Source organism: Paenibacillus sp. S-38 (assembly GCF_049942825.1).
In the GTDB taxonomy this organism is placed as follows: domain Bacteria; phylum Bacillota; class Bacilli; order Paenibacillales; family NBRC-103111; genus Paenibacillus_G.
This window is the reverse complement of record NZ_CP187970.1, coordinates 3,982,852-4,007,880: the sequence shown is the minus strand read 5'-3', so window position 1 is coordinate 4,007,880 and position 25,029 is coordinate 3,982,852. Positions and strand designations below refer to the sequence as shown.

The window sequence follows — 25,029 nt, the reverse complement described above, 5'->3', positions numbered from 1 at the left end:
GAAAACATAGGAGGGAAATCGCTGTGAGATTACTAGAAATCCTGCTTGTCGGGGCGTGCTTGACCATGCTCTTACAGCTTGGCCGGTTATCTGTAGCAAGCAAGCTCACCCGCATGCTCACGGGTACGGCCGGCATTGCATTGCTGGCTCTCCATCTGGTGGTCGAGGGGTACCGCTGGCAGATGTTAGCCGTCTATATCACTGCGCTTATTTGCGCCGTGCTGCTGCTTCGTCCGGCTCTTGGGGTCAAAGTCACCCCGCTCAGGAAAACATGGAGATATGCTTTTGCCATAACGGCCGGATTGCTGGTGACTGCTTCCGCTGCTCTCGCGGCAATTCTGCCGGTTTTCGATCTGCCTAAACCGAACGGGCCTTATATGGTAGGGACGCGCACCCTGCATCTGACGGACGCCTCGCGCGAGGAGAAGCTGACCTCCGATCCGAAGGATAAAAGGGAGCTGATGGTGCAGCTGTGGTATCCGGCCCAGAACACGTCCAATGGGGACCGGGACATGCTGTTCCCAGAGGAAGACGGCGCGTTCGAAGCATATAAGCAGGCATTTGCCAAAGAGCTCAACCTACCGAAGTTTGCTCTCGACTATTGGAAGTATATCCGGGGAAATGCCTACAAGGACGCGGAGCTGCTGCCGTCCGGCAAGCCCTATCCGCTGCTGCTGATCGGCCACGGGATGGGCACCGGAAGAATTCTGCACTCCGCCCAGGCCGAGAACTTGGCCAGCAACGGCTATATCGTTGCGGTGATCGATCATACGTACAGCACGGTGGCCACCATCTTTCCAGATGGGAAAGTAACGGGCTTTGAGACGGATGTATCCGCCGGGGACTTGGAGGCGATCGGCCGGGAAGTCGGCGGGATCTGGAATCAGGATGCCGCCTTCCTGATACAGCATCTGGATAAGGTGAACGCGGGGGAATCCGGCAGTGAATTCCGCGGTCAAATCGACATGAACAACATTGGTGTCGTCGGGCATTCCTTCGGAGGGGCCGCAGCTTTCGAACTTGCGGTTACCAACCCCCGTATCAAAGCGGGAATCAATATGGACGGCACACTATATCCCTTGAAGAAGAATGCCAACCTGTCCAAGCCGTTTCTGTTTATGGAGTCGGAAGAAACGATCGAGAGCAAAAGAAAACATATCCATGAAGATATCATTCAAAATGAGGAACAGATGATCCAAACCACGCTCCAGCATGAAGGAAGCCGGATCTACATGAAAGGAACCGCCCACTATAACTTCACCGACTTCCAGCTGTTCTCCGACCTGCTGAAGGTCATGGGGCTGACAGGGGAGATCAACGGCAGGAGAGGGGAGTTCATCGTGAACCAATATGTGCTGGATTTTTTCAATAAAGAGCTGAAAGGAACCGGGGGGGAGCTCATCCAGGGGCCGAACCCGCGTTTTCCCGAGGTGAAATTCAATACGGAACTGTCATAAGGATAGCGGGCGAGAACGCCGCCGTCCGACAAAGGGGGAGCTGCTTGATCGCAGCTCCCCCTTTCTTTGTTCCGTCGTCTTCTCCGAAACAACCAGAAATAAAGGTCACAAAATGGTATTATATGATATAATACGATAGATTTTGTAATATACTACCGATGCTTATTTACTTATAAAAAATGAGAGGAGCAAACGAAATCTATGCTGGCAACGGAACAAATCCAGGCGGCCGAGCACGTTTTTTCCATGACCCATGCTCAGAAGCGGATCTGGTATGGAGAAACCATTCATTCGGATACAACGCTGCATTTATTAACGGTCCGTCTTGTATTCCGCGGCCGGATCGATGAGGGGAAGTTGGAAGCAGCGATTCAAAGCGTGGTGGACCGGCATGATGTGCTGCATACCCGGCTTCTGTCCTGCGATGGGGAAGAAGAGCCTGTTCTTGGCATCTTTGCAGCGGAACCCATCCCCGTGACCTCTATGGATTTCAGGGGGGCGGATGAGGGGGAATGGAAAGAGGCGCTGCGTCTGTTGGAGCAGCAGCCGATTCCGATACAAAGTCCCCGGCTGATCCGCACGGCGCTTCTGCGTGTGTCGGAGGAGGAGGCGCGCATCTGGATCGGCGCGCATCACCTGATCGTCGACGGCTTATCCTTGATCCTGATCGGGGATGAGATTCAGCAGGTGTACCTCCAATCGCTGGGCTATCCTGTACCCGGTTTGACTCCCGCACCTTCGTTCCTTGAGCAGGTTCAAAGCGAGGCGGCTTATATGAACAGCCCGCGCTTCGAGCGGGACCGTTCCTTCTGGCAGGAACAGTTCAACACGCCTCCCCCTGTGAGCCGGTTGAAGCCGAAGGGCTCCGTGAGCACGGATCTGAAGGCAGGCAACCTGCATCTTGCCCTGGAGCCGGCCCTCCGCCAGTCGATTTACGGTTTCTGCCAAGCCGAGGAAGTGTCTCCGGCCGTCCTTCTCATGGCCGTGATGTGCCTGTTCTTCTCACGAATGACGGGTGAGGAAGAGATCCTGCTCGGAACGTTCAACGGCAACCGGACCACCCGCGAAACGAAAAGGATGGTCGGGATGCTGGTCAGTACAACCCCTTTCCGCATGAAGGTGAGCGGTGCCGAATCCTTCCGCTCCTTCCTCCAACTGGTCAAGCGCCAACAGAATGAAACGTTCCGCCATCAGAAATATCCTTACAATTTTATTGTTCCGGAGCTGAGAGAGACGTTCGGTATTTCCGATCAGCCGCTTGAGGTTTTCATGAACTATCTACCCATCGCCTGGAGTATGCCTGACACCGAAGGGGCGGTGAGCTGCCAGATCGACCGGGGAACCTCTTGGCATCAGGCTAATGAGCTCACCCTGTTCGTCGATGATTATTTGTCATCCGAAGAAATCCTGTTTCAATACCACTATTGTGCCTCCAGATTTTCGGAAACGGAAATCGGCTTCTTCCACCAGCGGATGATCAGCCTGCTGAAGAGCGCGCTTCTCCAGCCCGAGCTTCCCGTGCAGCGTCTGAACATTCTTCCAGATAAAGAACGGATGATGATACTGGAGAAATTCAACACAGCCGCTTCCCCCTCTTCTTTACACCCCACCCTAGTACACAGCTTCGAGGAACAAGTGAAACAGGGACCTCAGCGGACTGCTGTTATTCACGAAGAAGAGAACTGGACTTATGAGCAGTTGAATGCTTGGGCAAACCGGATGGCCCGACTGCTCCTTCAGCATGGCGTGAAGCCGGAGGAGCGGGTGGGCATCTGGATGCACCGCAGCATCCCGCTGATCGCTTCGATCCTGGCTGTATGGAAGGCCGGCGGTGTCTATATTCCGCTGGACCCCGCCGCGCCTGACGAACGGGCGCTCGGGATCATCCGCGATGCGGGGATCAAGCTGCTGCTGACGGGCATAGAGCAGCGCAGGGTTATCGGCAGTACCGGGCTGAGCCCGGAGGTCAAGCTGCTCGTGGTGGAGGAGCTCAAGGAAGAGCTGGCTTCCTTTTCCGCCGGGAACCTGGAGGTCTATGCTCAGCCGGATGCACTCTCCTATATTATTTTTACTTCTGGTTCAACCGGCCGGCCGAAGGGAGCCATGCTGGAGCATCAGGGGACGATGAGTCACATTACGGCGATGGCGGGGGAGCTGGGGATAAACGAAGCCAGTGTGGTCGCGCAAAATGCCTCCCAGTGCTTTGATGTGTCGGTTTGGCAGATGTTCGCGGGCTTGTGCGCGGGGGGCCGGACGGTCATCTACAGCAGCGGCCTGCTGGAACAGCCGGAGCTGTTCCTGGAGCGGCTTGCAGCGGATGGTGTGACCATCCTGGAGCTCGTTCCTTCGTACCTCAGCGTGCTGCTTGAGACCCTGGAGAACCGGCACCGCCCGATGCCCTCGCTGTCCTACTTGATTCCCACCGGGGAAGCCCTGAAGCGGGACACCTTGCGGCGCTGGTTCGCGCTGTATCCGGATATTCCGGCAGTGAACGCTTACGGACCGACCGAAGCGTCGGATGATATTACCCTGCTGGTTCTTCGGGACACGCCGCCCCAGGAGACCGTTCCCATCGGAAGCCCTCTTCCCGGCACCCGCATCTATATCGTGGATGAAGCGGGAGAGCTGTGTCCAGTCGGCGTGAAGGGGGAGATCTGGGCAGCCGGCATAGGCGTAGGCCGCGGGTATCTCAATGATCCGAAGCGCACCGCCGCGGCATTCACGGAGGATCCTTTCCAGCCCGGCACGGGAGAGCGGCTGTACAAGACCGGAGATCTGGGAAGCTGGCAGTACGATGGAACGATCGAATTTTATGGAAGGAGGGACCATCAGGTCAAAATCCGCGGCTTCCGCATCGAGCTTGGCGAGATTGACAGTGTGTTTGTGAGCCATCCGGACGTTATCCAGGCGGTGACCCTGGATCTCGAGGACGGAACAGGCTCCAGGACCATGTGCGTCTATTACACAGCCAAAAAGAACCTGGAAGCAGAAGCGGCAAAAAGCTATCTGGCGGAACAGCTGCCCTATTACATGGTGCCGTCCTTCTTCATGCAGCTGGAAGAGCTGCCGCTTACGCCGAACGGCAAAATCGACCGTAAAGCACTGCCGCAGTCGGACAAACTGGCGGGACAGGCGTCCGATTATGCGGCCCCCCGCAATGACACCGAAGCCCGGCTTGCTGAGTTGTGGATGGAAACGCTGGGAGCGTCCCGTGTGGGTATCCACGACAATTTCTTCGAGCTCGGCGGCCACTCCCTGAAGGCCATCACCCTGCTGGCCCGGATACATAAGCTGTTCCATGTTGAGGTTACCCTGGCCGAGCTGTTCCGCTTGAAGACGGTGGAGAAGCTGGGGGCGCTGATTGATTCTTCTGGCATGAAGCGGTTTGAGGCGCTGGCTCCCGCTCCTCCGGCAAGCGATTATCCTTTGACCTCAGGGCAGCGACGGGTGCATCTCCTTCACCAGTTCCGTAATGCTGAGCTGAGCTATAACATGCCGGCCGTCTTGGAAGCGAAGGGGGAGCTGTCCGCAGAGCGGCTCCAGGAAGCTTTGATGGGTCTCATTGCCCGGCATGAGCCGCTGCGGACCCGTATTGCCCTGTCAGACGGCATTCCGGTGCAGCAGATAGCACAGGAGGTCCCCTTTGCACTCACTTACAGCAGCCTGGAGGGACAGAGCGAAGAACGCATTCGGGACATCATCCGCAGTTTCATCAGACCGTTCGATCTGGGAGAGGCGCCCCTGCTGCGCGCCGCACTGCTCCGGCTGGATGATGAGCGGCATCTGCTCCTGTTCGATCTGCATCATGCGATCTCCGACGGCGTGTCACTCGGTGTACTGGTCCAGGAGCTGGCCCGGCTCTACAAGGGGGAGAGGCTTCCTCCGCTTGACCTGCAGTATAAGGATTATGCCGTATGGCAGGAGCGGTTTGTGCGGTCGGAGGCCTGCAGGGAGCAGGAATCGTACTGGCTGGAGCAATTTCGCGTTCCTGTACCGCTGCTCGATTTGCCACTCGACTATCCGAGACCGCTGCTTCGCAATTATGCCGGGGGACGGGTGCATTTCCGGCTGGACCGCCCGCTGACCGCCCAAATCAACCGTCTCTGCAAGCTGACGGACACCACATTGTTCACGCTGCTGCTGGCTGCCTTCGGTCTGTTGCTCGCGAAGCTGAGCGGACAGGAGGAAGTGATGGTCGGCACGCCTATGGCCGGGCGGCGGCATGCGGATGTGCAGCGGATGCTCGGCATGTTCGTGAATACACTGCCTCTGCACCTGCTCCCCGCAGCGGGCGAATCCTTCGCCGGGTACCTCCGGCAGGTGAAGATGACCGTGCTCGGCGCCCTGGAGCATCAGGACTACCCGTTCGAGGAGCTCGTCGAAAAGGCATCGCCGCCAAGGGATATCTCCCGCCATCCCCTGTTCGATGTCATGTTCGTGCTGCAGAATATGGGAGCGCCGGAGCTTGCCCTGGAGGATGTGCTTCTGGCACCGTATCCCTTTGAATTCCCGACAGCCAAGTTTGATCTAACCTTGACCGCCATGGAGCAGGGGGATACGCTGGCATGCCATCTGGAATATGCTTCTGCACTGATCTCCCGGGAAACCGCGGAACGCTGGGCGGGCTTCTATGTGGAGCTGCTGCGTCAAATCACCGGAAGCCCGGGCATGGAGCTGCGCCGGTTTCATCTGCTGGATGGGGAGGAGCGGGGGCTGGTGGAGCGGCTGTTCCTGCAAGCCGCCGATCCCGGTCCCGCGGAAGCGGCGCAGACGATGCATGGACTCTTCGAGCAGCAGGCCGGTCGCACTCCGAACAAGACTGCGCTCGTATGCGGCGGGGAACGCGTCACCTACCGGGAATTGAATCGGCGTGCCGAGCGGCTGGCTGTGAAGCTGCGGGCCAGAGGTACAAGGCGCGAGGAAGTGGTCGCCCTGCTTGCCGACCGATCCATATCCCTGATCGCGGGGCTGCTCGCCGTGAATAAAGCGGGAGCCGCCTACCTTCCGCTTGATCCCGAATACCCGGAGGAGCGCATCCGCTACATGCTTGGGGACAGCGGCTGCCGGTGCGTGGTAACCCAGTCCGCCTACCTGGGAAAGGGCCTGGAAGGAATGGAGGTTGTGCTGCTCGATCAGGAGGACACCGCACTCTGGATGGAAGCAGAAGCTTTCCCTCCGTCGACACAAGCGGGAGACGCTGCAGCGCCCGGGAATCTGGCTTATGTGATCTATACGTCCGGCTCAACCGGCAAACCGAAAGGCGTCATGATTGAGCACCAGTCGGTGCACAATCTGCTTCGCGGCATGCTCAGGGAGATCCCGCTTGCCGAGCTGAACACCATCCTGTCCTTGACAACGGTTTCTTTCGATATTTTCGTGCTGGAGACGCTGCTGCCGCTGATGCTCGGATGCAAGGTTGTGCTTGCAATGAGGGAAGAGCAGCTAGATCCCGCACATCTGGCGGAACGCTGTCTGACAGAGGGGGTCGAGCTTCTGCAGGCAACCCCATCCCGGCTGCGGATGCTGCTGGGCACCAGCCGTATGGCAGAGCGATTTGCCTCCTTGCGGTGCGTGCTCTCCGGAGGGGAGCCCCTTGACGAACCGCTGCTGAGGCAGCTGAGAGAGGCTGCGCCGGCCGCACGATTATTCAATATGTATGGTCCGACGGAAACGACCGTCTGGTCTACAGTTCACGAGCTTACCGAGCTTACACCGGGCTCGCGCATTACGATCGGCAGACCGATCGCCTCCACCCGGGTACATATCGTGGATGGGGAGGGTCATCTTCAGCCGATCGGCGTGCCGGGCGAGCTGTGCATAGCCGGTGCCGGAGTGGCCCGGGGATACCTGAACCGACCGGCGTTAACCGGCGAACGGTTCCTTCCCGAGCCGGATGCGGGGGAGAGCGGCCCGGTAAGATCCCGGATGTACCGGACGGGGGACCGTGCGCGTTATCTGAGCGACGGAACGATCGAATATCTCGGCCGGCTGGATGATCAGGTCAAGATCCGCGGCTATCGGGTGGAGCCGGGCGAGGTTGCAGCCGTCCTGGCAAGCCATCCGCAGATCACTGCCGCTGTTGTGACCGATGGGATGGACCGCAAAGGAAACGGCGCTTATTTGGCAGCCTATTATGAATCGGCGGCAGGGGAGCTTCCTGTGGCTGAACTGAGGGAATATGTGGGAGAGCAGCTCCCATCCTATATGATCCCCTCCTATTTTGTACGAATGGAGGCCCTTCCCCTGACGCCGAGCGGTAAGGTGGACCGCCGGTCGCTGCCCGTGCCGGATGGGCCGGCGGCCTATAGCCTCCGGGAGACCGTGCCGCGCAGTGAAGCCGAACGGGCATTGATGGGCCTCTGGACCGAAATACTTGGCCTCAGCGAAGTAGGCCGGGATGACAATTTCTTCGAGCTGGGCGGCCATTCCCTGCATGCGGCCCAGCTTATGGAGAGGATCCGGCGCGAGGGGCATACGGACCTTACCTTAACCGACTTTTTCCGTTATCCGACGATTGCCGCATTGGCCAAGCAGCTGTCGGGCACCACTGCGCCCGATGACCGGGTAGCGGCGGCGGAAGAACGGGCGGGGGAGCGCAAGGCGCTGATGCTCAAGCAGCGGGAAGCCCGCAGCCGTTCGAGAAGATAAGAGCACCAGCCTGAGCAAAGGAGAATCCATGAATGAACAATGAAGATACACTGTGGGAGCAGGGCATTGCGGTCATCGGCATGTCCGGACGTTTTCCGGGCGCCTCGAATGTGGAGGAATACTGGCGTTTGCTGTGCGAGGGCAGACATGGCATCCGCTTTTTCACAGAGGAAGAGCTGAGCCGAAGCGGATTGCCGGGGGAACAGCTTACGGACCCCCGCTATGTGAAGGCCAAAGGAATGCTCGAGGAGCCGGAACTGTTCGATGCCTCCTTCTTCGGTATGACCCCCCGTGAAGCCGAATGGACCGATCCGCAGCAGCGCTTGTTTCTTGAATGCTCTTACGAAGCTTTGGAGTCTGCAGGCTGGGTGGCGGAGCGGTTCGGGGGCCGGGTCGGCGTGTTTGGCGGATGCTCGATGAGCACGTACCTGCTGAACCGCATCGCCCTTCAGCAGGGGATGCTCGGTCCGGATGCGGAGTCGCTCGTCTTGGGGTGCGACAAGGATTTCTTGACCAGCCGTACGGCCTATAAGCTGAATCTTCGGGGCCCGGCCGTCACCGTGCAGACCGCATGCTCGACCTCGCTCGTCGCGGTTCATCTGGCGTGCCAGTCGCTGCTCAGCGGGGAGTGCGATATGGCGCTGGCAGGTGGCAGCTCCATATCCTTTCCGAATCAGGCCGGCTACCATTACCGGGAAGGCATGATTCTCTCACCGGACGGCTTCTGCCGGACTTTCGACGACGGGGCGCAGGGCACCGTCCCTGGCAACGGTGTGGCTGTAGTGGCACTGAAGCGGCTCGAGCAGGCTGCGGCGGACGGTGACACGGTCTACGCGGTCATTCGCGGTTCGGCGGTCAACAATGACGGAGGATTGAAGGCGGGCTTTACTGCGCCTAGTCCCGAAGGCCAGGCGGAGGTAATCGCCGAGGCGCTGGCCTTGTCCGGCGTACACCCGGATACCCTATCCTACGTGGAAGCGCATGGAACGGCAACCCCCATAGGCGACCCGATCGAAATCGCAGGACTCACCAGGGCGTTCCGGCAGTGGACTGACCGCAGCGGATACTGCGCGATTGGCTCCGTCAAAAGCAATCTGGGTCATCTGGATTGCGCCGCAGGGGCGGCCGGCTTGATCAAGACGGTGCTGGCGCTCTACCATCGTCAGCTCCCCCCATCCCTGCATTATCAAAGGCCGAATCCACAGATCCGCTTCGAGGACAGCCCATTCTATGTCCAGACCCGCTTAGGCAGTTGGCCGGACAACGGGCAGCCGAGAAGGGCGGGAGTCAGCTCCTTCGGCATCGGAGCGACCAATGCGCATGTCATTCTGGAGGAAGCGCCTACGCTGAGCCGAGACCCTGCGATCCGGCCATGGCACGCGCTGCTGGTATCGGCCAAGTCGGAAATCGCCTTACTGGCGGCTTCCGACCAGTTGAAGGAGCATCTGGTCTCCCAGCTCTCGGAGCATGAGACGCTGGAAGAGATCGCCTACACCCTCCAGGTGGGGCGCAAGGGCTATCCTTACCGCCGAAGCATCGTATGCCGGAGCGGGGCGGAAGCCGTGCAACTGCTGACGACCCTGCCGCCATCCCAGCAGCCCGGAACGGCACAGGGGGAGCTTCGCAAATGGGCCTGGCTGTTCCTTCCTTGGCGGGAGTCCGATGACCAGGGCCTGATCGCACTGTACCGGTCAGAGCCCCTATATCGGCAGCACCTGGATTCCGCGCTGAGCTTGGCGGAGGAGGCCAGCGGCTTGGCGCTGAAGGAAACGGTGTTCAACCCGGCGCCGCACCGCTTCGACGGCCGGTCGCCCGCCTCGGCCAAGTCGGCCTGGATGCTTATTTCCATGTCGGCATCCTATAGTCTCGGGCTGGCCCTCCAGAGCATGGGGCTGCAGCCTGACTTCATGGGCGGGGAAGAGGAAGGCGAATGGGCGGCGGCCTGTCTGGCCGGACAGCTCACCTGGGAGGAAGCCGTCCGCCTAGCGCTCAATGGCCTGCTGCAGGCAGGCGGTCGGGCCCAGTCCGCTATTCTGCAGGTGGAACAAGCTGCTGCGGTACACGAGGGGGGACAAGCCCAAGGAATCCAAGTTCAGGAGGCTCTTCGGCAGCCGGATCTCCGGGTCATCGGCTTGGGCTCGTCTTTGTCCTTTGACAGGGGCGGGACGCAAGCTATCTTCTGCCATGACTGCCATACTTGGACGGCTGCCCTCGCCGCCGTATGGACGGAGGGGAGGGATCTGGATTGGCAGGTAAGGTACCAACACGAGAAGAGAAGGCGGGTGCCGCTGCCCACGTATCCCTTTGAACGGCAGGATTACAGCTTCCTCCCTCGTATGGAAGGAGGAGCAGGCAGTCCCCAGCCGATTCTGACGCCGGAGCCGAAATCCAGCCGTCCGGCTGCTGAAGGTGTGGAAGCCTCCGATTCCCGGGTGGAGCTTGAGCAGACGCTGGTCCGCTTTCATTCTGAGGTGCTCGGGCTGCCTGAAGAAGAGATTGCCCTGGACACGCCTTTCTATGAACTTGGTGCCGACTCCCTCTCAATGACCCAGATTATATCACGCATCCAGAAGGCGTACCCTTTCCCCTTACATGTCAAAGGGCTGTACGAAGCACAAACGATTTCCGAGCTGGCCGATTCCATTGAACTATCCGTTCTTGAACTGCTGGAACAAGCAGAGGAGAGGAGTCATGCGTGATGGGTAACCCCAAAGGGCTGGAAGAACGCAAAGCCCAATTATCCGACGAGCAGAGGGCGCAGCTTGGCAGGCTGCTCAAGGGCAAGAATCTCTTCAACGCCGAAGGTTCGCCGCTCCTCGCGCCTGCCAAAGAGCAATCCAAGCCGGCGAGAAGCCCGTTATCGTATTCCCAGCAGCGCCTCTGGTTCCTGCACTCCCTCGAGCCTCAATCGTCCGCGTATCATTTGATATACAGCATAAGGCTGTCCGGCCCGCTCCATAAAGGAGCATTGGCACAGAGCCTTCAGAATATCGTAATGCGCCATGACATCCTGCGTACGGTATTCAGGGATGAGCAAGGGGAGGCTTACCAGCAGGTACTGGGTTCAATCTCGATCCCTTTGGAGGAAGAAGACCTGCGGGATCTGCAGAAGAACGAACGGGAGGCATTCGTACAGGCATGCCTCCGGCGATGCAGCCGGCCTTTTGACCTGGAGCGGGGACCGCTGCTTCGGACCGTCCTGCTGGCTCTTTCGGAGGAGGAGCATCTGCTTCTTCTTGCCTTTCATCATCTCATTACAGATGGATGGTCCCATCACCGGTTCGGCCGGGAGCTGCTCCAATCCTATGAAGCCTGCTCCCGCGGAGAAGATTGGCTGCTTCCTCCTCTGATGATGCAGTATGCCGACTATGCCATATGGCAGCGCAAGCGGCATCAGGAAGAAGGCTTCCGCCAGGGACTTGCCTTTTGGAAGGAGAAGCTGGCCGGAGCTCCCGTGCTGCTGCCGCTTCCCACCGATTATCCGCGACCTGCCGAACAGCAGTACCGGGGCGGAAGGGTGGCCTTCTCGGTGGATCCCCCGTTAGCGGAGCGCCTTCGCCGATTGGCCAGCGGGGAACACGCCACCGTCTTCATGCTGCTGATGGCCGCTTTCCAGACTCTGCTGTACCGCTACTGCGGAGAAGAGGATCTCTGCGTCGGGACAACGATCTCCGGCAGGAATCACAAGGAGCTGGAGCCCTTGATCGGGTTCTTTGTCAATACGATTGTCTTCCGCGGACACATGGAGCCGGAGCTGCCGTTCCGGGAGCTGCTCCGGCAGGTCAAGGACTACGCGCATGCCGCCTACGTCCACCAGGACATCCCCTTTGAGCTGCTGGTGGATGAACTGGCCGTACCGCGCAGTCTCAGCCATACCCCGCTGTTTCAGGTGATGTTCACTCTGCAGAATACCCCTTCGGTTCCGCTCCAGCTGCCCGGTCTTTCAGCCGAACCGTTGGAGGTGGACACGGGAACCTCCAAATTCGATCTTACGCTGGAAATGGCCGAGGAGGCGGACGGGTGGCAGGGAACCCTGGAATTCAACCTCGATCTCTTCGATGAGTCGACGATACGGCGGATGGCGTCCCACTTCGGATGCCTGCTGTCCGGCATAGCTGATCATCCGGATACCGCGCTGAACGCCCTCCCGATGCTGTACGGAGAGGAGAGAGCTCATCTGCTGGAGGTCTGGAGCCGGACGGAGCCCGGCCAGGAAAGGAAGGATGCTGAACCGGCGGTTGGCAGGCTGGATCAGATGGTGGCCGTGCAGGCAGAAGCCCATCCCGAACAGCCTGCCGTCGTGGATACCAGCGGCCGTATCCTGGATTATGGGACGCTGGTCGGGCAGGCGGCGAGCTTGGCTGACCGGCTGCGTAAGCTGGGATTGCCGGAGGGGGGCATCGCAGCCGTATGCCTGGAGCGCTCGGCTGAGCTTGTCATCGCCCAGCTTGCGGTGCTGATGGCCGGAGGGGCTTATCTGCCTGTGGATGCGGCACTGCCGGATGAGAGAATCGCGTATATCCTTGCCGACTCTGAAGCCTCTTTGCTGCTGACGCAGGGAAGTCTCTTGGCCCGCTTGGCTTCCTTGAATAAGCATGCCAGATTGGTGGAGGTACCGCCAACCAGGGAAGACGGGCATGGGGCTGACAAGTCCAGCGTCCCCTTTACTTCCCAACAGGATGAGGAAGTGACCTCAACCGCTTATGTGATCTACACCTCCGGCACTACAGGAAAGCCGAAAGGCACCTTGATTCCGCACAGATCCATCGTGAATTTCCTGCAGTGGTACAGGGGGAAAGCGGACTTAGCTCCGGGGGACCGGGTTTGCTTTGCTTCCTCGATCGGCTTCGACCTTTCGGTCGCTGAAATATTCGGTACATTGGTTTCGGGTGCCTCACTGTACATTCCGCCCGATGACTGCCGGCTGGAGCCTGAACTGCTGAGGGACTGGATCATGGAGCAGGGCATCACCTTCGCCTTCCTTCCGACACCGCTAGCCGAGCAGCTCGTTTCGGTTCCGTGGCCTGCGTCAGCCCCGCTGAGGCGTTTGTTTACCGGAGGCGACAAATGGAGCATCAAGCTGCCCCCGGGTCTTCCTTTTCAGGTGTTTGATCTGTACGGCCCGACCGAATGCACCATTGCGGCAACCTGCCGCAGCCTCGAACCCGCCCTGGGTCCTGCGCACATCGGAAGGCCCATCTCCCACACCCGGATTTATATTGTGGATTCCATTATGAATCCTGTACCGATCGGTGTACCGGGTGAGCTGTTGATAGGCGGCCGGGGCGTGGGGGGCGGATATTTGCGCCAAGACAAGCTGACGCGGGAAAAATTTGTGCCGGATCCTTTTGAACCCTGGACCCATGAGTTCCTCTACCGCAGTGGGGACATGGCACGCTTTCTGCCGGACGGAAACATCCAATTTCTTGGAAGAAAGGATGACCAGGTGAAGATCCGCGGCTTTCGGATCGAGCTGGGCGAAATCGAGTCCGTACTGCTTGCCCAGGCCGGTATCAAAGAGGCGGCCGTCCTTGTCCGCGAGGACACGCCGGGCGATAAGCGCATCACGGCTTATCTGACAGCGGCATCGGCTGTTCAGCCGGATCCGGAGATCCTGCGGTTGAGGTTGAAGGAGGAGCTGCCTTCTTATATGGTGCCCACCGCTTTCATCGTGATGGACCGTCTGCCGCTGACCCCGGGCGGCAAGCTTGACCGGCGTGCTTTGCCCAAGCCGGTGATGCGTCCGGACTCTGATACCGAATGGGGCGAACCGCGCAATGACATCGAGCGGACCTTATGCCGGATCTGGGAAAAGCTGCTGGTGATGGACCGGGTCAGCATTCATCATAATTACTTTGAAGCCGGCGGCGATTCGATCAAGACCATGCTGCTGATATCCAGGGCGAGATCTGCGGGATTGGAGCTTACCCAGAAGCAGGTATTCCAGCATCAAACGATTGCCGAGCTGAGCAGGTTTGTAACCATCAGCCGGGAGGCACATCCCGCTTGCGGGAAGGCTGAAGATGGGGGAGCGGGAGTGGAAAGCGGGCACTCTCCGCTTCCGCACTATGATTTTCCATTAGCGCGGCTGAACCGGGCGGATCTCACTCTCCTTCCCGGCTCCGATCTGGATATCATTGAGGATGTATATCCGCTGACGCCGCTGCAGGAGTACATGCTGGATACGCTGCACCGGAGACCTGGCCCCGCGCAGTTTTTCGTCACGATGGTCATGCGCTTCAAGGATGAGCTGGACCGTGAGCGGATGTCTCAGGCTTGGCAGCTTGTCGGGAATCACTTTGGCATTACCAAGACGGCGATCCTCGATCTTGGACGGAAGGGGGCCGTGCAGTTAAAGCGCAAGCATGTCGAGATTCCCGTCCATTACTGCGATTGGCGGGGCTTGGATCCCGCAGGCCAGCAGGAGGAGCTTAGGCATTATCAGGAGCAAAAACTCCTCTCCAGCGACTTGACCTATATCGGGCGTCCGAGTACGTATGAGATCATGTTTGCCACCCTTGGCGAGAGCGATCACCAGCTTGTCATGAGCTGCTCGTACCTTCTGATGGATGGCTGGAGCCATTTTATCGTGCTGATCCATGTATTCCAATGCTATTACCAGCTGCTTCAAGGTGCCCCTTATGAACTGCCTCCGGTTCAGAATTACGGCAGCTATGCGGCATGGTTGCGCAGCAGAGATTTGAGCGCAGCCCAAGCCTATTGGTCGGCTGAGCTTGCCGGATTCCGCCGCGCAACGCCCCTGGTTCGGAACGCACCGATGAGCCGGGAGGGGAGGGGAGCAGGATTCGGGAAGCGGGAGATCCGGATCGGGCTCGATCGTCCGCAGGCCGTGCAGGAGTTTGCCGGGCGGTACAAAGTTACGCCGAACGTCTTATTCCAGCTGGCGTGGGCTCGGCTGCTGGCCCGCTATACCGGCGAGCGGGATGTCTTGTTCGGCGTCATGTCCTCCGGCAGGCAGCCCGAGTTCGAGGGAGCGGAAGAGCTGGTTGGACCGGCGATTAATACACTTCCGCTGCGGGTTCATCTTGGGGAAGGAGTGAGCGTGAGTGAGCTTCTCCAGCGGATTCAGGAAAAGCAGCTGCTGCTCACGCAATGGGACTATACACCGCTGAACAGCATCCGCGAATGGATCCATTACCCGGAGGGGCAGCCTCTGTTCGAATCCTATATGATTTTCCAAAACCTGCATTCGTTCTTTGAAACGACAAAGGGTGTGGAATCGATAACAAGGCTTCCGATCGAAAATGAATACCACAAGGCCTTGGCGATCTTCAACTCGGATACGCCGCTGCGGGTTGACGTGTGTGTCGATCCTGCGGGGTATCAAGTCTATATGACTTATCTTAAAGCCAGCTTCTGTGATGAGACTGTAGAACGGATGCTGGATGACCTCAAAGAAGAATTTCTTCGCATTCTTGCGCTGAATTAGCAGCTAAAGCCCCCACGCATAATTTTGGCGTGGGGGCTTTAGCTTCTCCAGCAGATGAGAACCGCAAATTCATGGATATTTACGAAGAAAGAGTTCCTCTATATATTAATCCTTTCAGCTCAATCCAGACAGGACGGCAGCCGGCCAGATGGTTCGACTGCCGTTTTCTCAACGAATAGGCAGTTTAACGCAACAAAACATATATACAAGCCGTATGTTTAGTGAGCGAACTAGATAGGAGGAACTAATGAGATATTTCACTAAAGAGTGGTATGAAGAAGCGCAGATAAGAAGTTTTTTGATTTTTCATGAAACGCAGAAAGAATGGGAAGCTGAGATTGCTTGGTATGAATCTGAAGGTTTGAACTATAAGGAAATTTGTAAGAACAACTTGGAGTCTAAAAGAGCTGATTTACTCAAATATCTCCCAGCACCCTTTCATCCCTATATTGAAGACGGAACGTTAAAATCAGAATTTCCTTCTGAAGAACTTAGAAAAATGGCTGACCAATGGCTATTGGAGTATGATGAGAAATCGAAAGAAAGAGGGACTGCATATCGAAACTACTATAACTCCATAAAAAGTTCACTTCCCGAGAATGTTATTGAATTGTATGAGAAGTCCTTACATGATGCACGAGTAACTTCAACGGAGAAGCACTTGAAAGACGAGTTCATCATGACATTAGATTGTAGAGGCGGTTATCATTATTTAACGGATATCAGGCTAACCTTTACAGGAGTACAGAAGATTCAACTTGCTAATGTAAGCTTAGGGAGTGGATGGCTTTATGATGAAGTTCACCTCACAGAAACAGGCTTTGAACTGCATGTGTTATTAGATGGTCCTTTAATGGAGTTTACAATCTCAGCAGAAAACGTGAAAATTGAGGTCATTTCATAATTCTAGGTTAAGCTACCAGAGAATATTACAATAATGACAGTTCTGGAAGATCAGTTAGTCCCCGATATGATAGAACAAAAAGATAACTACCCATCGTTAAGGTTCAAGGGATGGAGTCCGAGAAGTACAGGGGTTTATGTATGTTTAGAATGTGATACGGTCATTAATCAACCTATTTGATTGAACAGATACGTCCATGAAAGTAATGAAGAACGACAGCTAATAAACGTTGCATTACCTGGAGGGGGGCTTTTGCGTCGGAAAGCCAAAGCCCCCTCCGCTGTTTTGGCGGAAGGGGCCAGTTCCAAAAGAATAGCCGGGTCAAGCTTAATCTTTGAACGGGGGGGCCGCTGAAGGCCCTGTTTTTGTTCTTTCCGCCAGCTTAGTGATCGACTCCATGTCTTGATCGGTTAATTGATCAAGAAAATACTTACGTATTGCCATAGCCACAACAGGACGGGCTTCAGCCAATGCGGATTCACCGGCAGAAGTGATGATAACCTGAACTCCGCGATCTGTGTCTAACGGTTGCCTCGTCACAAGCCCGCGTTTCTCCATCCGCGTCAAATGATGTGACAACCGGCTCTTATCCCATTCCATCGAGTCGGCTAACTCCTGTTGACGAAGACTGCCGTTCCCCAAAAGGACTAACCGATCCAATACTCCATAATCACCTTCGGATAGTCCGGTGTGCTCGGACATCTCTTTTACTACGCGACCGAAGATGCTCTGAAAGGAGCCTTTCCACAAATGCCATATTCGCATTTCCTTTTCGTTTAACTCGTTCTTATCCATAGGATCATAATAACATGGTTGATATATCAACCACAATATGTTGTTATCATTTAAGGTTGATACGTAAATCAAAAGTTATATGGCGAATGCCGTATAGCAATGCAAAAGGAGAGTGTAACTATGCATGACCAACCAGTTGCCTTGGTCACCTGCGCCAACAAAGGAATCGGTCTTGAAATCGCGAAGGATCTCGCGGCGAAGCATGACCGAATTTCAACTACCGGGAGACGTTAGCAGTTCAATGGTGACTTAACAACCTCTATCAACCTATCATCTCGAAAGATGCATCTAGGTCCGATAGGAGTTAGAAGTGGACACAGTGCGGCGATTGGGGTGCAGGGGGAGCAGATTCAACCGCCCGTTGCTCTCCGGAATAACGTATAAATTACAAACGAAAGAGCATGCCGCGGCAGCTCCTTTTTTCTGTATTCGCCGGTGGATCCTGTAAGCCGTTATGCTATTTTTGGTTATTCCAATCCGTTATAAGGACCATGAAAAACTATCATTCCGAAGGAAGGTTATGGTATATTGGTCTAGATGGTTCTTGTCGAATCGTAGTTGTAAAGTCGCAGGCAGACCGGCTTTCCAGCTTTTTCGATATGTGCTGCAGAAATAATAATACCGGCCAAAGGAAGGGAACGTTATGATTCATGTTTATCAAAAAGGCAGGAATTTTGCAAAGTCTTACATAGAACCTTACACAGTTCTGACAGACAAGGAGTCGAGGTTTCCGGAGGAATCCTTTAAGGAGCTGGGGGAACAAGGCTTTTTAAAGCTCCTCATACCCGAAGAATACGGCGGATCCGGCAAAGGACTTGAGGAGCATGCCCATGCTTGTCTGGCATTCGCGGAGACCTGCTCCACTACGGCCCTTTGCTATATGATGCATAATGTTGCAGTGATGTGCTTGGTCACTCATGGAAGCGGCGACCTGAAGAAGAAGATCTTCACGGACATTATCGAAAACGGAAAGTTCTTGGCTTTGGCGTATAGTGAATTCGGGTCGGGCACCCACTTTTACATAACGGAAATGACGGCTGAGGTTGACGGGGAATACACAACGTTTAACGGAAAGAAGAGCATGGTGACGTCCGCCTCCTATGCGTCCTACTATCTTGTTCTTGCGCCGTCGATTGAGGAAGGAAAGATCAACAACTGGGTATTCCCGTTGGAATCCAAGGGGTTATCTTTTGAATTGTCAGAATGGCAGGGCCTAGGGATGAGAGGCAATTCGTCATGTCCCATGCATATCGATCATGTAACGCTGGATTCATCCCACCGCATCGGAGCGGAAGGCTCGGGGCAGGAGCAGGTATTCAATGTAGTCGCTCCATTCTTCATCACAGGGCTGGGTGCGATCTACAGCGGTACGGCCTTGCATATGTACGAGATCGCCGCCGGCCATGCTGCGAACCGGAAATATCCGGATGGAAGTACCTTGTCCAATATTGAAACCATCCAAGTTCATATAGGCAATATTTACAAGCAGGCATCTGCCGCCAAAGCAATCACGATGGAAGCGGCCAGAGCAGGCGCGAGCGGAGAAGCTGACGCACTTGCCAAGATTTTGGCAGCCCGAATCTTTGCCTCGGAAGCCGCCATCGAATGCGGAAGACTTGCCATGAGAGTTGGCGGAGGGAAGGCTTACAATAAGGCACTTCCGTTAGAGAGGCTGTTGAGAGACGCCTATGCGGGTCAAATTATGGCTCCTAGTGCGGACGTTCTTTCTGTTTGGCTTGGCAAAGCATTGACGGGTCAGATGATTCCATAAAGAAACAAGGGAGTGAGCTCGATTGAGTAATAATACAATAAAAGTCGGTGCAGTGATTTATGATCCGCGGGTTACGGTGATCTGGGGGATCATCGCTGATTTCTTCAAAGAAGAAGGGCTTGAAATCGAATGTGTCTACTATAAGGATTATGAGGGACAGGTTGACGGCTTGATGAACCGGGAGATTGACATCGCCTGGAATTCCCCGCTGGCATGGCTGGATACCTATATAAGGACCGATGGAACATGCCAAATGGGTTCCATGAGAGATACGGACAGAGACAGAAAGACGGTCTTCGTTGTTCGGAAAGACAGCGGCATTACCAATCTCGAAGGGCTGAGGGGCAAGACGATTGGTTTTGGAGCTATCGATTCTCCACAAGCAAGACTGATTCCGATCAACCACCTGCATAAGCATGGACTTGAGTATGGGGCGGACTATACCGAGAAGAGGTTTGATATCGGCGTTGGCCTCCATGGAGACCATGTTGGGGGAGAACTGGATGCCATGAGAGCATTGATGGCGGGAGAAGTTGACGCCTCTGTAACGCTGGATCTGAACTGGGAAGCTTGGAAGAAGGATGGTACCATTGATGAGAATCAATTGGTATGCCTGGATACAACGGATTGGTTTGACCACTGCATTTTCACAGCGCATCCTGACTTTTCAACGGAACGGTTCGTGGAATGGCAAAAGGTGCTTCATCGCATGGACTATACCAATGAAGCCCATCAGAAAATGATGGATATGGAAGGCTTGAAGGAATGGGTGGAAGGCAGAATCACGGGATTCCAGCAGCTTCGTGAAGCCAATGACTATCTGAAGTTCTTGAATAAGTAATCCTATTAAAAAGAGAAGCGTGGATATTTCCGCTACTTCTCTTTTCACTATTTTATTCACTTTGGGAGATCAAACACATGAAAAGGCCGTTGCCGTTATTTCCTACTTCCTTAATCGGAAGCATGCCAAGATCCAAAGAGGTGCTGAGCGCCCTAAGAATGATGAGAAGAGGAAGTATGGAACCAAGCCGCTTCAACGAGCTTATCGAGGCGGAAACTCACAAAGTCGTCAAGCTGCAGGAAGATTTGGGGATTGATATCATCACGAGCGGCGAGCTGGGACGGGATAATTATGTGTCCTTCGTTTCCGATAAGATCGGCGGCGTTCAAATGATGAGCATGAGTGAAATGCTCGATTATATTGACCACAAAAAGGCGTTCGAGGACATGCTGACCGCACTTGATGTTCCGGCCGTGAGCATTAAAAATGCGATTTGCGTGGGGAAGCTGCAGTACAAGGGGGAAATTGTAGCGGGTGAGCTGTTGACCCTGAAGAAGTTCACCGGCAAACCCGTTAAGATTACCTTGCCTGGCCCCTATCTGCTCACCCGGTCGATGTGGCTTCCTAATCTCTCCGGCCGGGTATATGGGAGCAAGGAAGAGCTGGGGCAGGATGTGATAAAGATCTTGAAGGAAGAGATAGACAACCTGGTAAGCATGGGGGTTGATGTGATTCAATTCGATGAACCGGTATTAACCGAGGTGGTGTTCACGGAGGGAAAGCCAAGATCATTTATGTGCGCGGCTCTCTCCGAGAGGAAGGATCCGAAAGAGGAGCTTGAATTCGCCGCTTCTCTGATAGGACAGATCATGGAGCATATCGACCGAACCAGGACGGTCGCTTCTCTACATGTCTGCAGAGGCAACTGGAGCAAGAATGAAAGTACCTTATTAACCGGACCCTATACCCCGCTGCTTGAGTTATTTGCCAAGGTGAATCCGGACCTGCTGACCCTTGAATTCTCCACGCCAAGGGCAGGGGAGCTGAACTCCTTGTTGGCCGACCCCAGGATTGCAGAGCATGCGGCGCTTGGTTTAGGCGTGATCAATCCGCGTACGGATGAGATTGAGACCGAAGACCCTATCGTTTCAAGAGTGCAGGAGGCCCTGACCTATCTTCCAAAGGAACGAGTATGGCTGAATCCGGATTGCGGCTTTGCTACCTTCTCCAACAGCCCTGTCAACGTACTGGAGACGATCTCGGGCAAAATACGCTTGTTAACGGAAACAGCTTCCATTCTAAGGAGCCAATATCATGAAGCGGGCAAATGATCAAATCCACTCCTTATACGAGTCCAAAAGGTTCGATATCAACTTTAGAGGAACATCGAATGATCTCTCTTCCGTGAAGATTTATACGAATAAGAACAGTTTTCAGATCGAAAAGCAAATCAGTTTTGACTCGGAATCCAAACCCATCAGCAGTCTGGAATACTTCGCAGGATCGGTGTTAAGCAGCATCCTCTTGACGTTTTTGGAGCAGTCGAAAAGAAGAGGCTCCATCATTGAAGAAATGGAAGGCGTTCTGAACCTTTCTCTCGAGAACCCTTTATCTTTGATTGGTGTTAAAGGGTATGATGAAGAACCGTTTATTTCCAACATGACAGTGACCGTTTTTTTATACGTGGATCTCGAGGACAAAGAATTTGATGATTTTTGCTTTGGCACGCTTGCCCATTCCCCGATTTACAATACACTTAAAAGATCAATGGAGCTCGATGTCATATTTAAGAAGCTGATATGAGGTCCTGCTCGAAACGAACAAAGACATAACCGGAAGGTCTGGCGTGGAACGATAACGTGGTCAGACTGGGGCCGCTGCCAACTGCACGAACGCCTCAATCAGAGCTTGGCAGGATGCGTCGCGCATGAATACCAGATAAAATTGCCGCTCGGCCGGCAGCTCGTGCACGACATGAACGCGGCCATGTTGGATCAGGCTTTCGGCATCCAGACTGGAGACGACAGCAAGTCCCATTCCGGCTTCGACCAGCTGTATGATCAGCCCGGTATCGCTTACCTCAGCGGCGCATTTCACTTTGTCCGGCATTACCCCCATGGAGGACATGGCCTGCTCGAAGGCGGCTCGCGTGCCGGAGCCGGTTTCCCTGAGAATGAACGGACACTCCGGTAAATCCCGGTCCGACCATTCGGGCCGGTTGGAGATGACGATCAGTCTGTCTGCCGTCATGGGGATGTAATGAGCTTCGGGATGTTCGGGTTTGGTTCCCACATAGGCGATATCCACCGAACCGCGATAGAGCGAATCCAGTATTTGCTGCGAATCCTCAACGCTGACGGACAATTCCACATGCGGGTAGGTGGAGTGAGCGTTCATCAGGATCCTGGGCAGCAGGTGCTTGGCGGGTATGGTGCTGGCACCGATGCGCAGAAGGCCCGATAATTGATTGCTGACGCTGTGGCAGGCATCCGACAGCTTTTTCCATATCGCAAGGATATTCTTTCCGCCTGCGTATACTTCACGTCCGGCTTCGGTCAGCTTGATCCCATTGTCTTCCCGCCGCAGCAATGTGACGCCGAGACCCGCCTGCAGTCGCGCGATCTGCTTGCTGACGCCAGGTTGGCTGATATTCATCGCATCGGCTGCAGCCGTAAAGCTCCCGAGATCGCAAACCTTGATGAAGGTTTCCAAGTATTTCATGTCCAATCCAATCACCTGCTTCAACATCTTTATAACGAATCATACCTCATACGAACAAACTTGCCAAACGGTACGCGTGACTTGCGGCCATCTGAAGTTTAAGCAATCTGACGCACAAATCAAAGGATTGAACGAATTACTACCTCTCACCTCGTTGTAGATATTCGTGTTCATAAATCGCTTGAATCCTATCCAGAACGTTCAGCGCCTGGTCTTTAAATTTTAATTCCGCGACCTGACCTTTCAGCAAAAACACGCCCGTCTTATTCCGGTGTTCCCCGACAGCCCCTTCATACAGCTTGCCCGCGCCATGAGTAGGTGGCGGGAAAAATAGCTTCATGAGTACTGCTACCAAGAGGGGGAGTCCGGATTGTTTCCCTTTTCGCAGCGTATTGTTGCCACCTGGGTCAACACTTCGGATCATAATGTCTTCCTTGGCAAGCTGCGGCGCAATGGCCTGCGTCCACAACGAAAGAGCCAGCTTCGAGGTGGCGTAAGGACCCATCAGCTTGCGGAAGGTTTTGGGACGTTCCAGGGTTTCGATCGAAAACTCTTTCGTAAATGTAAACGCCGATGATGAGGTATTGATCACTGTTTTTAAGCGACCGACTTTTAGGAGTTCCTTCAACTCTGTCAAAATAATATACGGAACTACCGTTAACAGTTCATAATGCTTCTCGCGTCCTTGTTTCGAATAGCTCAGTTCGGGAAAGGAACCTCCGGCGTTATTGAACAAAATATCAATCCGCTGCTCCCTGCTTTTGATCTCTTCCAAAGTACGTCTCAAGCTGTCATAATCGGCAAGATCCTCTGTTTTATACATTCGAAGCGATCCACTCTTGACCGCACTATGGATGTTAATATCGTCCGCCGGAAAGTCCGAACGGTTCAAAGCAGCCACCTGCCAGCCCTCCGCCAGTAATTTCCGGGTTAGTTCCAACCCGATTCCGGAGCTTGCTCCTGTAATGAATGCGATATGTTCACGCGGGTACTTGTTCATTGTGCCTCTCCTCCTGGTTAACGGCATCATTGCCCTGATAGAGCACATGCTATAACTTGAAGTCGACTCCAAGTCAAGGCGCAAAAACAATTTTTTTCCTCAGGAGTCAGAAGCTTGACTTGGAGTCAGCTCCAAGATGTATAATGCAGGAAACAAACTTCGGAGGGAACCGGATGAAGGAAGAACAACCCTTTACGATAAAGCAAACCGCCGAGCTAACCGGAATTACGGAGGATACCATCCGTTATTACGAGAAGATCGCGCTGCTGCCTCGTGCAGAGCGGAAGGACAACGGGCACCGCATTTACCGGAGGGAGGACATCCAAACGATCCGGCTGATCGCATGTCTAAAAAAAACGGGGATGCCGCTAGAGGAAATACGGCCTTTTTTGGCGGTCACCGCCGATACGGATCCTGCGGAATATCCCGAGCTGGTGGAACGCTTAAGGAGCCACCGGGAACAGATGGTCAGCCAAATCGCCTCGCTGCAGCAGGTTGTCGATTTTATCGACATGAAGTTAGAGGAGGGGAGATACCGGCAGGACTGCCCGGATGAAGATCTAGGCGGCCTACCAGAGAAAAGGAGGGGAGAACCGAAACCAAAACTTGTCTCACCTGTCGAGATGAGTTATTTTACCGGATCGGCCAAAGCGGGCAAGTCACCTGCCTCCGTAAGATAAGCTCTTAATAACGTATATTTCCTCGTACTAACACCCGTAGTTTTCAAAACAAAAGACCCGCAGCTTATCGCTGCGGGTTTCTTTGCCTTCGGAGATCGAAAGGAATCCGCTGATCTTGCGGCATGCTTAGTGTGCCGGCGAATAGTCCTCATCCAGGAGACTTGAAATGGCTTGAAACGCCTGCAGCCTGTTTTTCTCGGGCAGCACTATGCAGATGGGCAAGGTCTGGGTTGAGGGGCAGGTTCTGGTCGTTACCGGTTTTACGATGAGCTGTGAATTGCCGTCGAGCAGGCCTGCTGGAAGGGAGTCTCTATTCGATTCCAAGAACCCGGGATTCCACGATCCGGGAAAATAGATTTCCGGAAGCACGCCGCCGTTCACCATTTCGGTGACGCGGGTAACGGTAACATCGCCTACGCGGTAAATTTTGGGCCGCTCGTTCATTGGTTATCCGTCTCCTTGCATGGATTTGCGAATGCGTTGAACGTCAATTTCACAGATCTGTTTGGCGAAGAGAAGCAAAGTATTGTTATCAGGAAGGATGAACGAAAGCCGCTGGTGCATGCATTCGGAGGGGTCTCGAATTACGTGGTATGCCCTTAGCCAGGGAAGCACCAACAAAATGGGAGCGATCTGGGGTGTGCCCGAAGAGGGGCAGCTTCTGGTGAAGTAGGCGTAGGCCATAGCGAAGGAGAGGAATTTCTTTTTGTTCATTCCGGCAGACTGGAGTTCGTGCTTGGCGAACGCTTTACGCTTCTAGGTCCTATCAAAATTTTCGGAAGAACGTTCAACTAATAGGCAGACCACTTCCAATATGTGGTA

15 protein-coding genes are annotated in these 25,029 nt (G+C 54.9%); 10 read left to right on the top strand and 5 right to left on the bottom strand.

Annotation, left to right across the window (positions count from 1 at the left end; all coding sequences use genetic code 11):
* Positions 1 to 23: 23 nt before the first annotated feature.
* From ACP26L_RS18190 to ACP26L_RS18170, 5 genes are all read left to right on the top strand, one after another.
* A complete protein-coding gene (locus ACP26L_RS18190) occupies positions 24 to 1,457 on the top strand; it encodes a dienelactone hydrolase family protein (RefSeq protein WP_426454645.1) in 1,434 nt (477 codons plus the stop codon).
* A gap of 201 nt (positions 1,458 to 1,658) precedes the next feature.
* On the top strand, positions 1,659 to 8,105 hold the full coding sequence (locus tag ACP26L_RS18185; RefSeq protein WP_426454644.1) for an amino acid adenylation domain-containing protein: 6,447 nt from the start codon (positions 1,659 to 1,661) through the stop codon (positions 8,103 to 8,105).
* 32 nt (positions 8,106 to 8,137) lie between these two features.
* Entirely contained in the window at positions 8,138 to 10,804 is a 2,667-nt protein-coding gene (locus ACP26L_RS18180; RefSeq protein WP_426454642.1) for a type I polyketide synthase, read from the top strand.
* Positions 10,804 to 15,555, top strand: coding sequence for an amino acid adenylation domain-containing protein (locus tag ACP26L_RS18175; RefSeq protein ID WP_426454640.1), 4,752 nt, complete (start codon positions 10,804 to 10,806; stop codon positions 15,553 to 15,555). The genes ACP26L_RS18180 and ACP26L_RS18175 overlap by 1 nt, the downstream gene beginning before the upstream one ends.
* A gap of 247 nt (positions 15,556 to 15,802) precedes the next feature.
* Complete coding sequence (locus ACP26L_RS18170) at positions 15,803 to 16,459, top strand: DUF4085 family protein (protein ID WP_426454638.1); 657 nt, start codon at positions 15,803 to 15,805, stop codon at positions 16,457 to 16,459.
* 327 nt (positions 16,460 to 16,786) lie between these two features.
* Here the strand turns inward: ACP26L_RS18170 and ACP26L_RS18165 are convergent, their stop codons facing one another.
* Positions 16,787 to 17,254, bottom strand: coding sequence for a MarR family winged helix-turn-helix transcriptional regulator (locus ACP26L_RS18165; protein ID WP_426454636.1), 468 nt, complete (start codon positions 17,252 to 17,254; stop codon positions 16,787 to 16,789).
* 643 nt (positions 17,255 to 17,897) lie between these two features.
* Here ACP26L_RS18165 and ACP26L_RS18160 point away from each other — a divergent pair.
* The 4 genes from ACP26L_RS18160 (at position 17,898) to ACP26L_RS18145 (ending at position 21,609) form a co-directional block, all read left to right on the top strand.
* Positions 17,898 to 19,025: an acyl-CoA dehydrogenase family protein gene (locus tag ACP26L_RS18160; RefSeq protein WP_426454635.1), complete on the top strand. Its 1,128-nt coding sequence runs from the start codon at positions 17,898 to 17,900 to the stop codon at positions 19,023 to 19,025.
* Positions 19,026 to 19,047: 22 nt separating this feature from the next.
* Complete coding sequence (locus tag ACP26L_RS18155; RefSeq protein WP_426454634.1) at positions 19,048 to 19,866, top strand: phosphate/phosphite/phosphonate ABC transporter substrate-binding protein; 819 nt, start codon at positions 19,048 to 19,050, stop codon at positions 19,864 to 19,866.
* A 77-nt stretch (positions 19,867 to 19,943) separates the two neighbouring features.
* Positions 19,944 to 21,137: a cobalamin-independent methionine synthase II family protein gene (locus ACP26L_RS18150; RefSeq protein WP_426454632.1), complete on the top strand. Its 1,194-nt coding sequence runs from the start codon at positions 19,944 to 19,946 to the stop codon at positions 21,135 to 21,137.
* Positions 21,121 to 21,609, top strand: a complete 489-nt coding sequence (locus tag ACP26L_RS18145; RefSeq protein WP_426454630.1) for a hypothetical protein — start codon at positions 21,121 to 21,123, stop codon at positions 21,607 to 21,609. The genes ACP26L_RS18150 and ACP26L_RS18145 overlap by 17 nt, the downstream gene beginning before the upstream one ends.
* Positions 21,610 to 21,669: 60 nt before the next feature.
* Here the strand turns inward: ACP26L_RS18145 and ACP26L_RS18140 are convergent, their stop codons facing one another.
* Together ACP26L_RS18140 and ACP26L_RS18135 are read right to left on the bottom strand one after the other, a co-directional pair.
* Positions 21,670 to 22,527 carry a selenium metabolism-associated LysR family transcriptional regulator gene (locus ACP26L_RS18140; RefSeq protein WP_426454629.1) on the bottom strand — a complete coding sequence of 286 codons (858 nt, stop codon included), beginning with the start codon at positions 22,525 to 22,527 and terminating at the stop codon, positions 21,670 to 21,672.
* A gap of 139 nt (positions 22,528 to 22,666) precedes the next feature.
* Positions 22,667 to 23,527 (bottom strand): SDR family NAD(P)-dependent oxidoreductase, encoded by an 861-nt coding sequence (locus ACP26L_RS18135; RefSeq protein WP_426454627.1) that lies wholly within the window; start codon positions 23,525 to 23,527, stop codon positions 22,667 to 22,669.
* A 173-nt stretch (positions 23,528 to 23,700) separates the two neighbouring features.
* On the opposite strand from ACP26L_RS18135, the gene ACP26L_RS18130 reads away from it, so the two are divergent.
* Positions 23,701 to 24,207, top strand: coding sequence for a MerR family transcriptional regulator (locus ACP26L_RS18130; RefSeq protein ID WP_426454625.1), 507 nt, complete (start codon positions 23,701 to 23,703; stop codon positions 24,205 to 24,207).
* A 126-nt stretch (positions 24,208 to 24,333) separates the two neighbouring features.
* Here ACP26L_RS18130 and ACP26L_RS18125 read toward each other — a convergent pair whose 3' ends face one another.
* Positions 24,334 to 24,651, bottom strand: a complete 318-nt coding sequence (locus tag ACP26L_RS18125; protein WP_426454624.1) for a hypothetical protein — start codon at positions 24,649 to 24,651, stop codon at positions 24,334 to 24,336.
* 3 nt (positions 24,652 to 24,654) lie between these two features.
* The gene (locus ACP26L_RS18120) at positions 24,655 to 24,921 is read right to left on the bottom strand and encodes a hypothetical protein (protein ID WP_426454622.1); all 267 of its coding nucleotides are present in this window, start codon (positions 24,919 to 24,921) and stop codon (positions 24,655 to 24,657) included.
* Positions 24,922 to 25,029 lie beyond the last annotated feature (108 nt).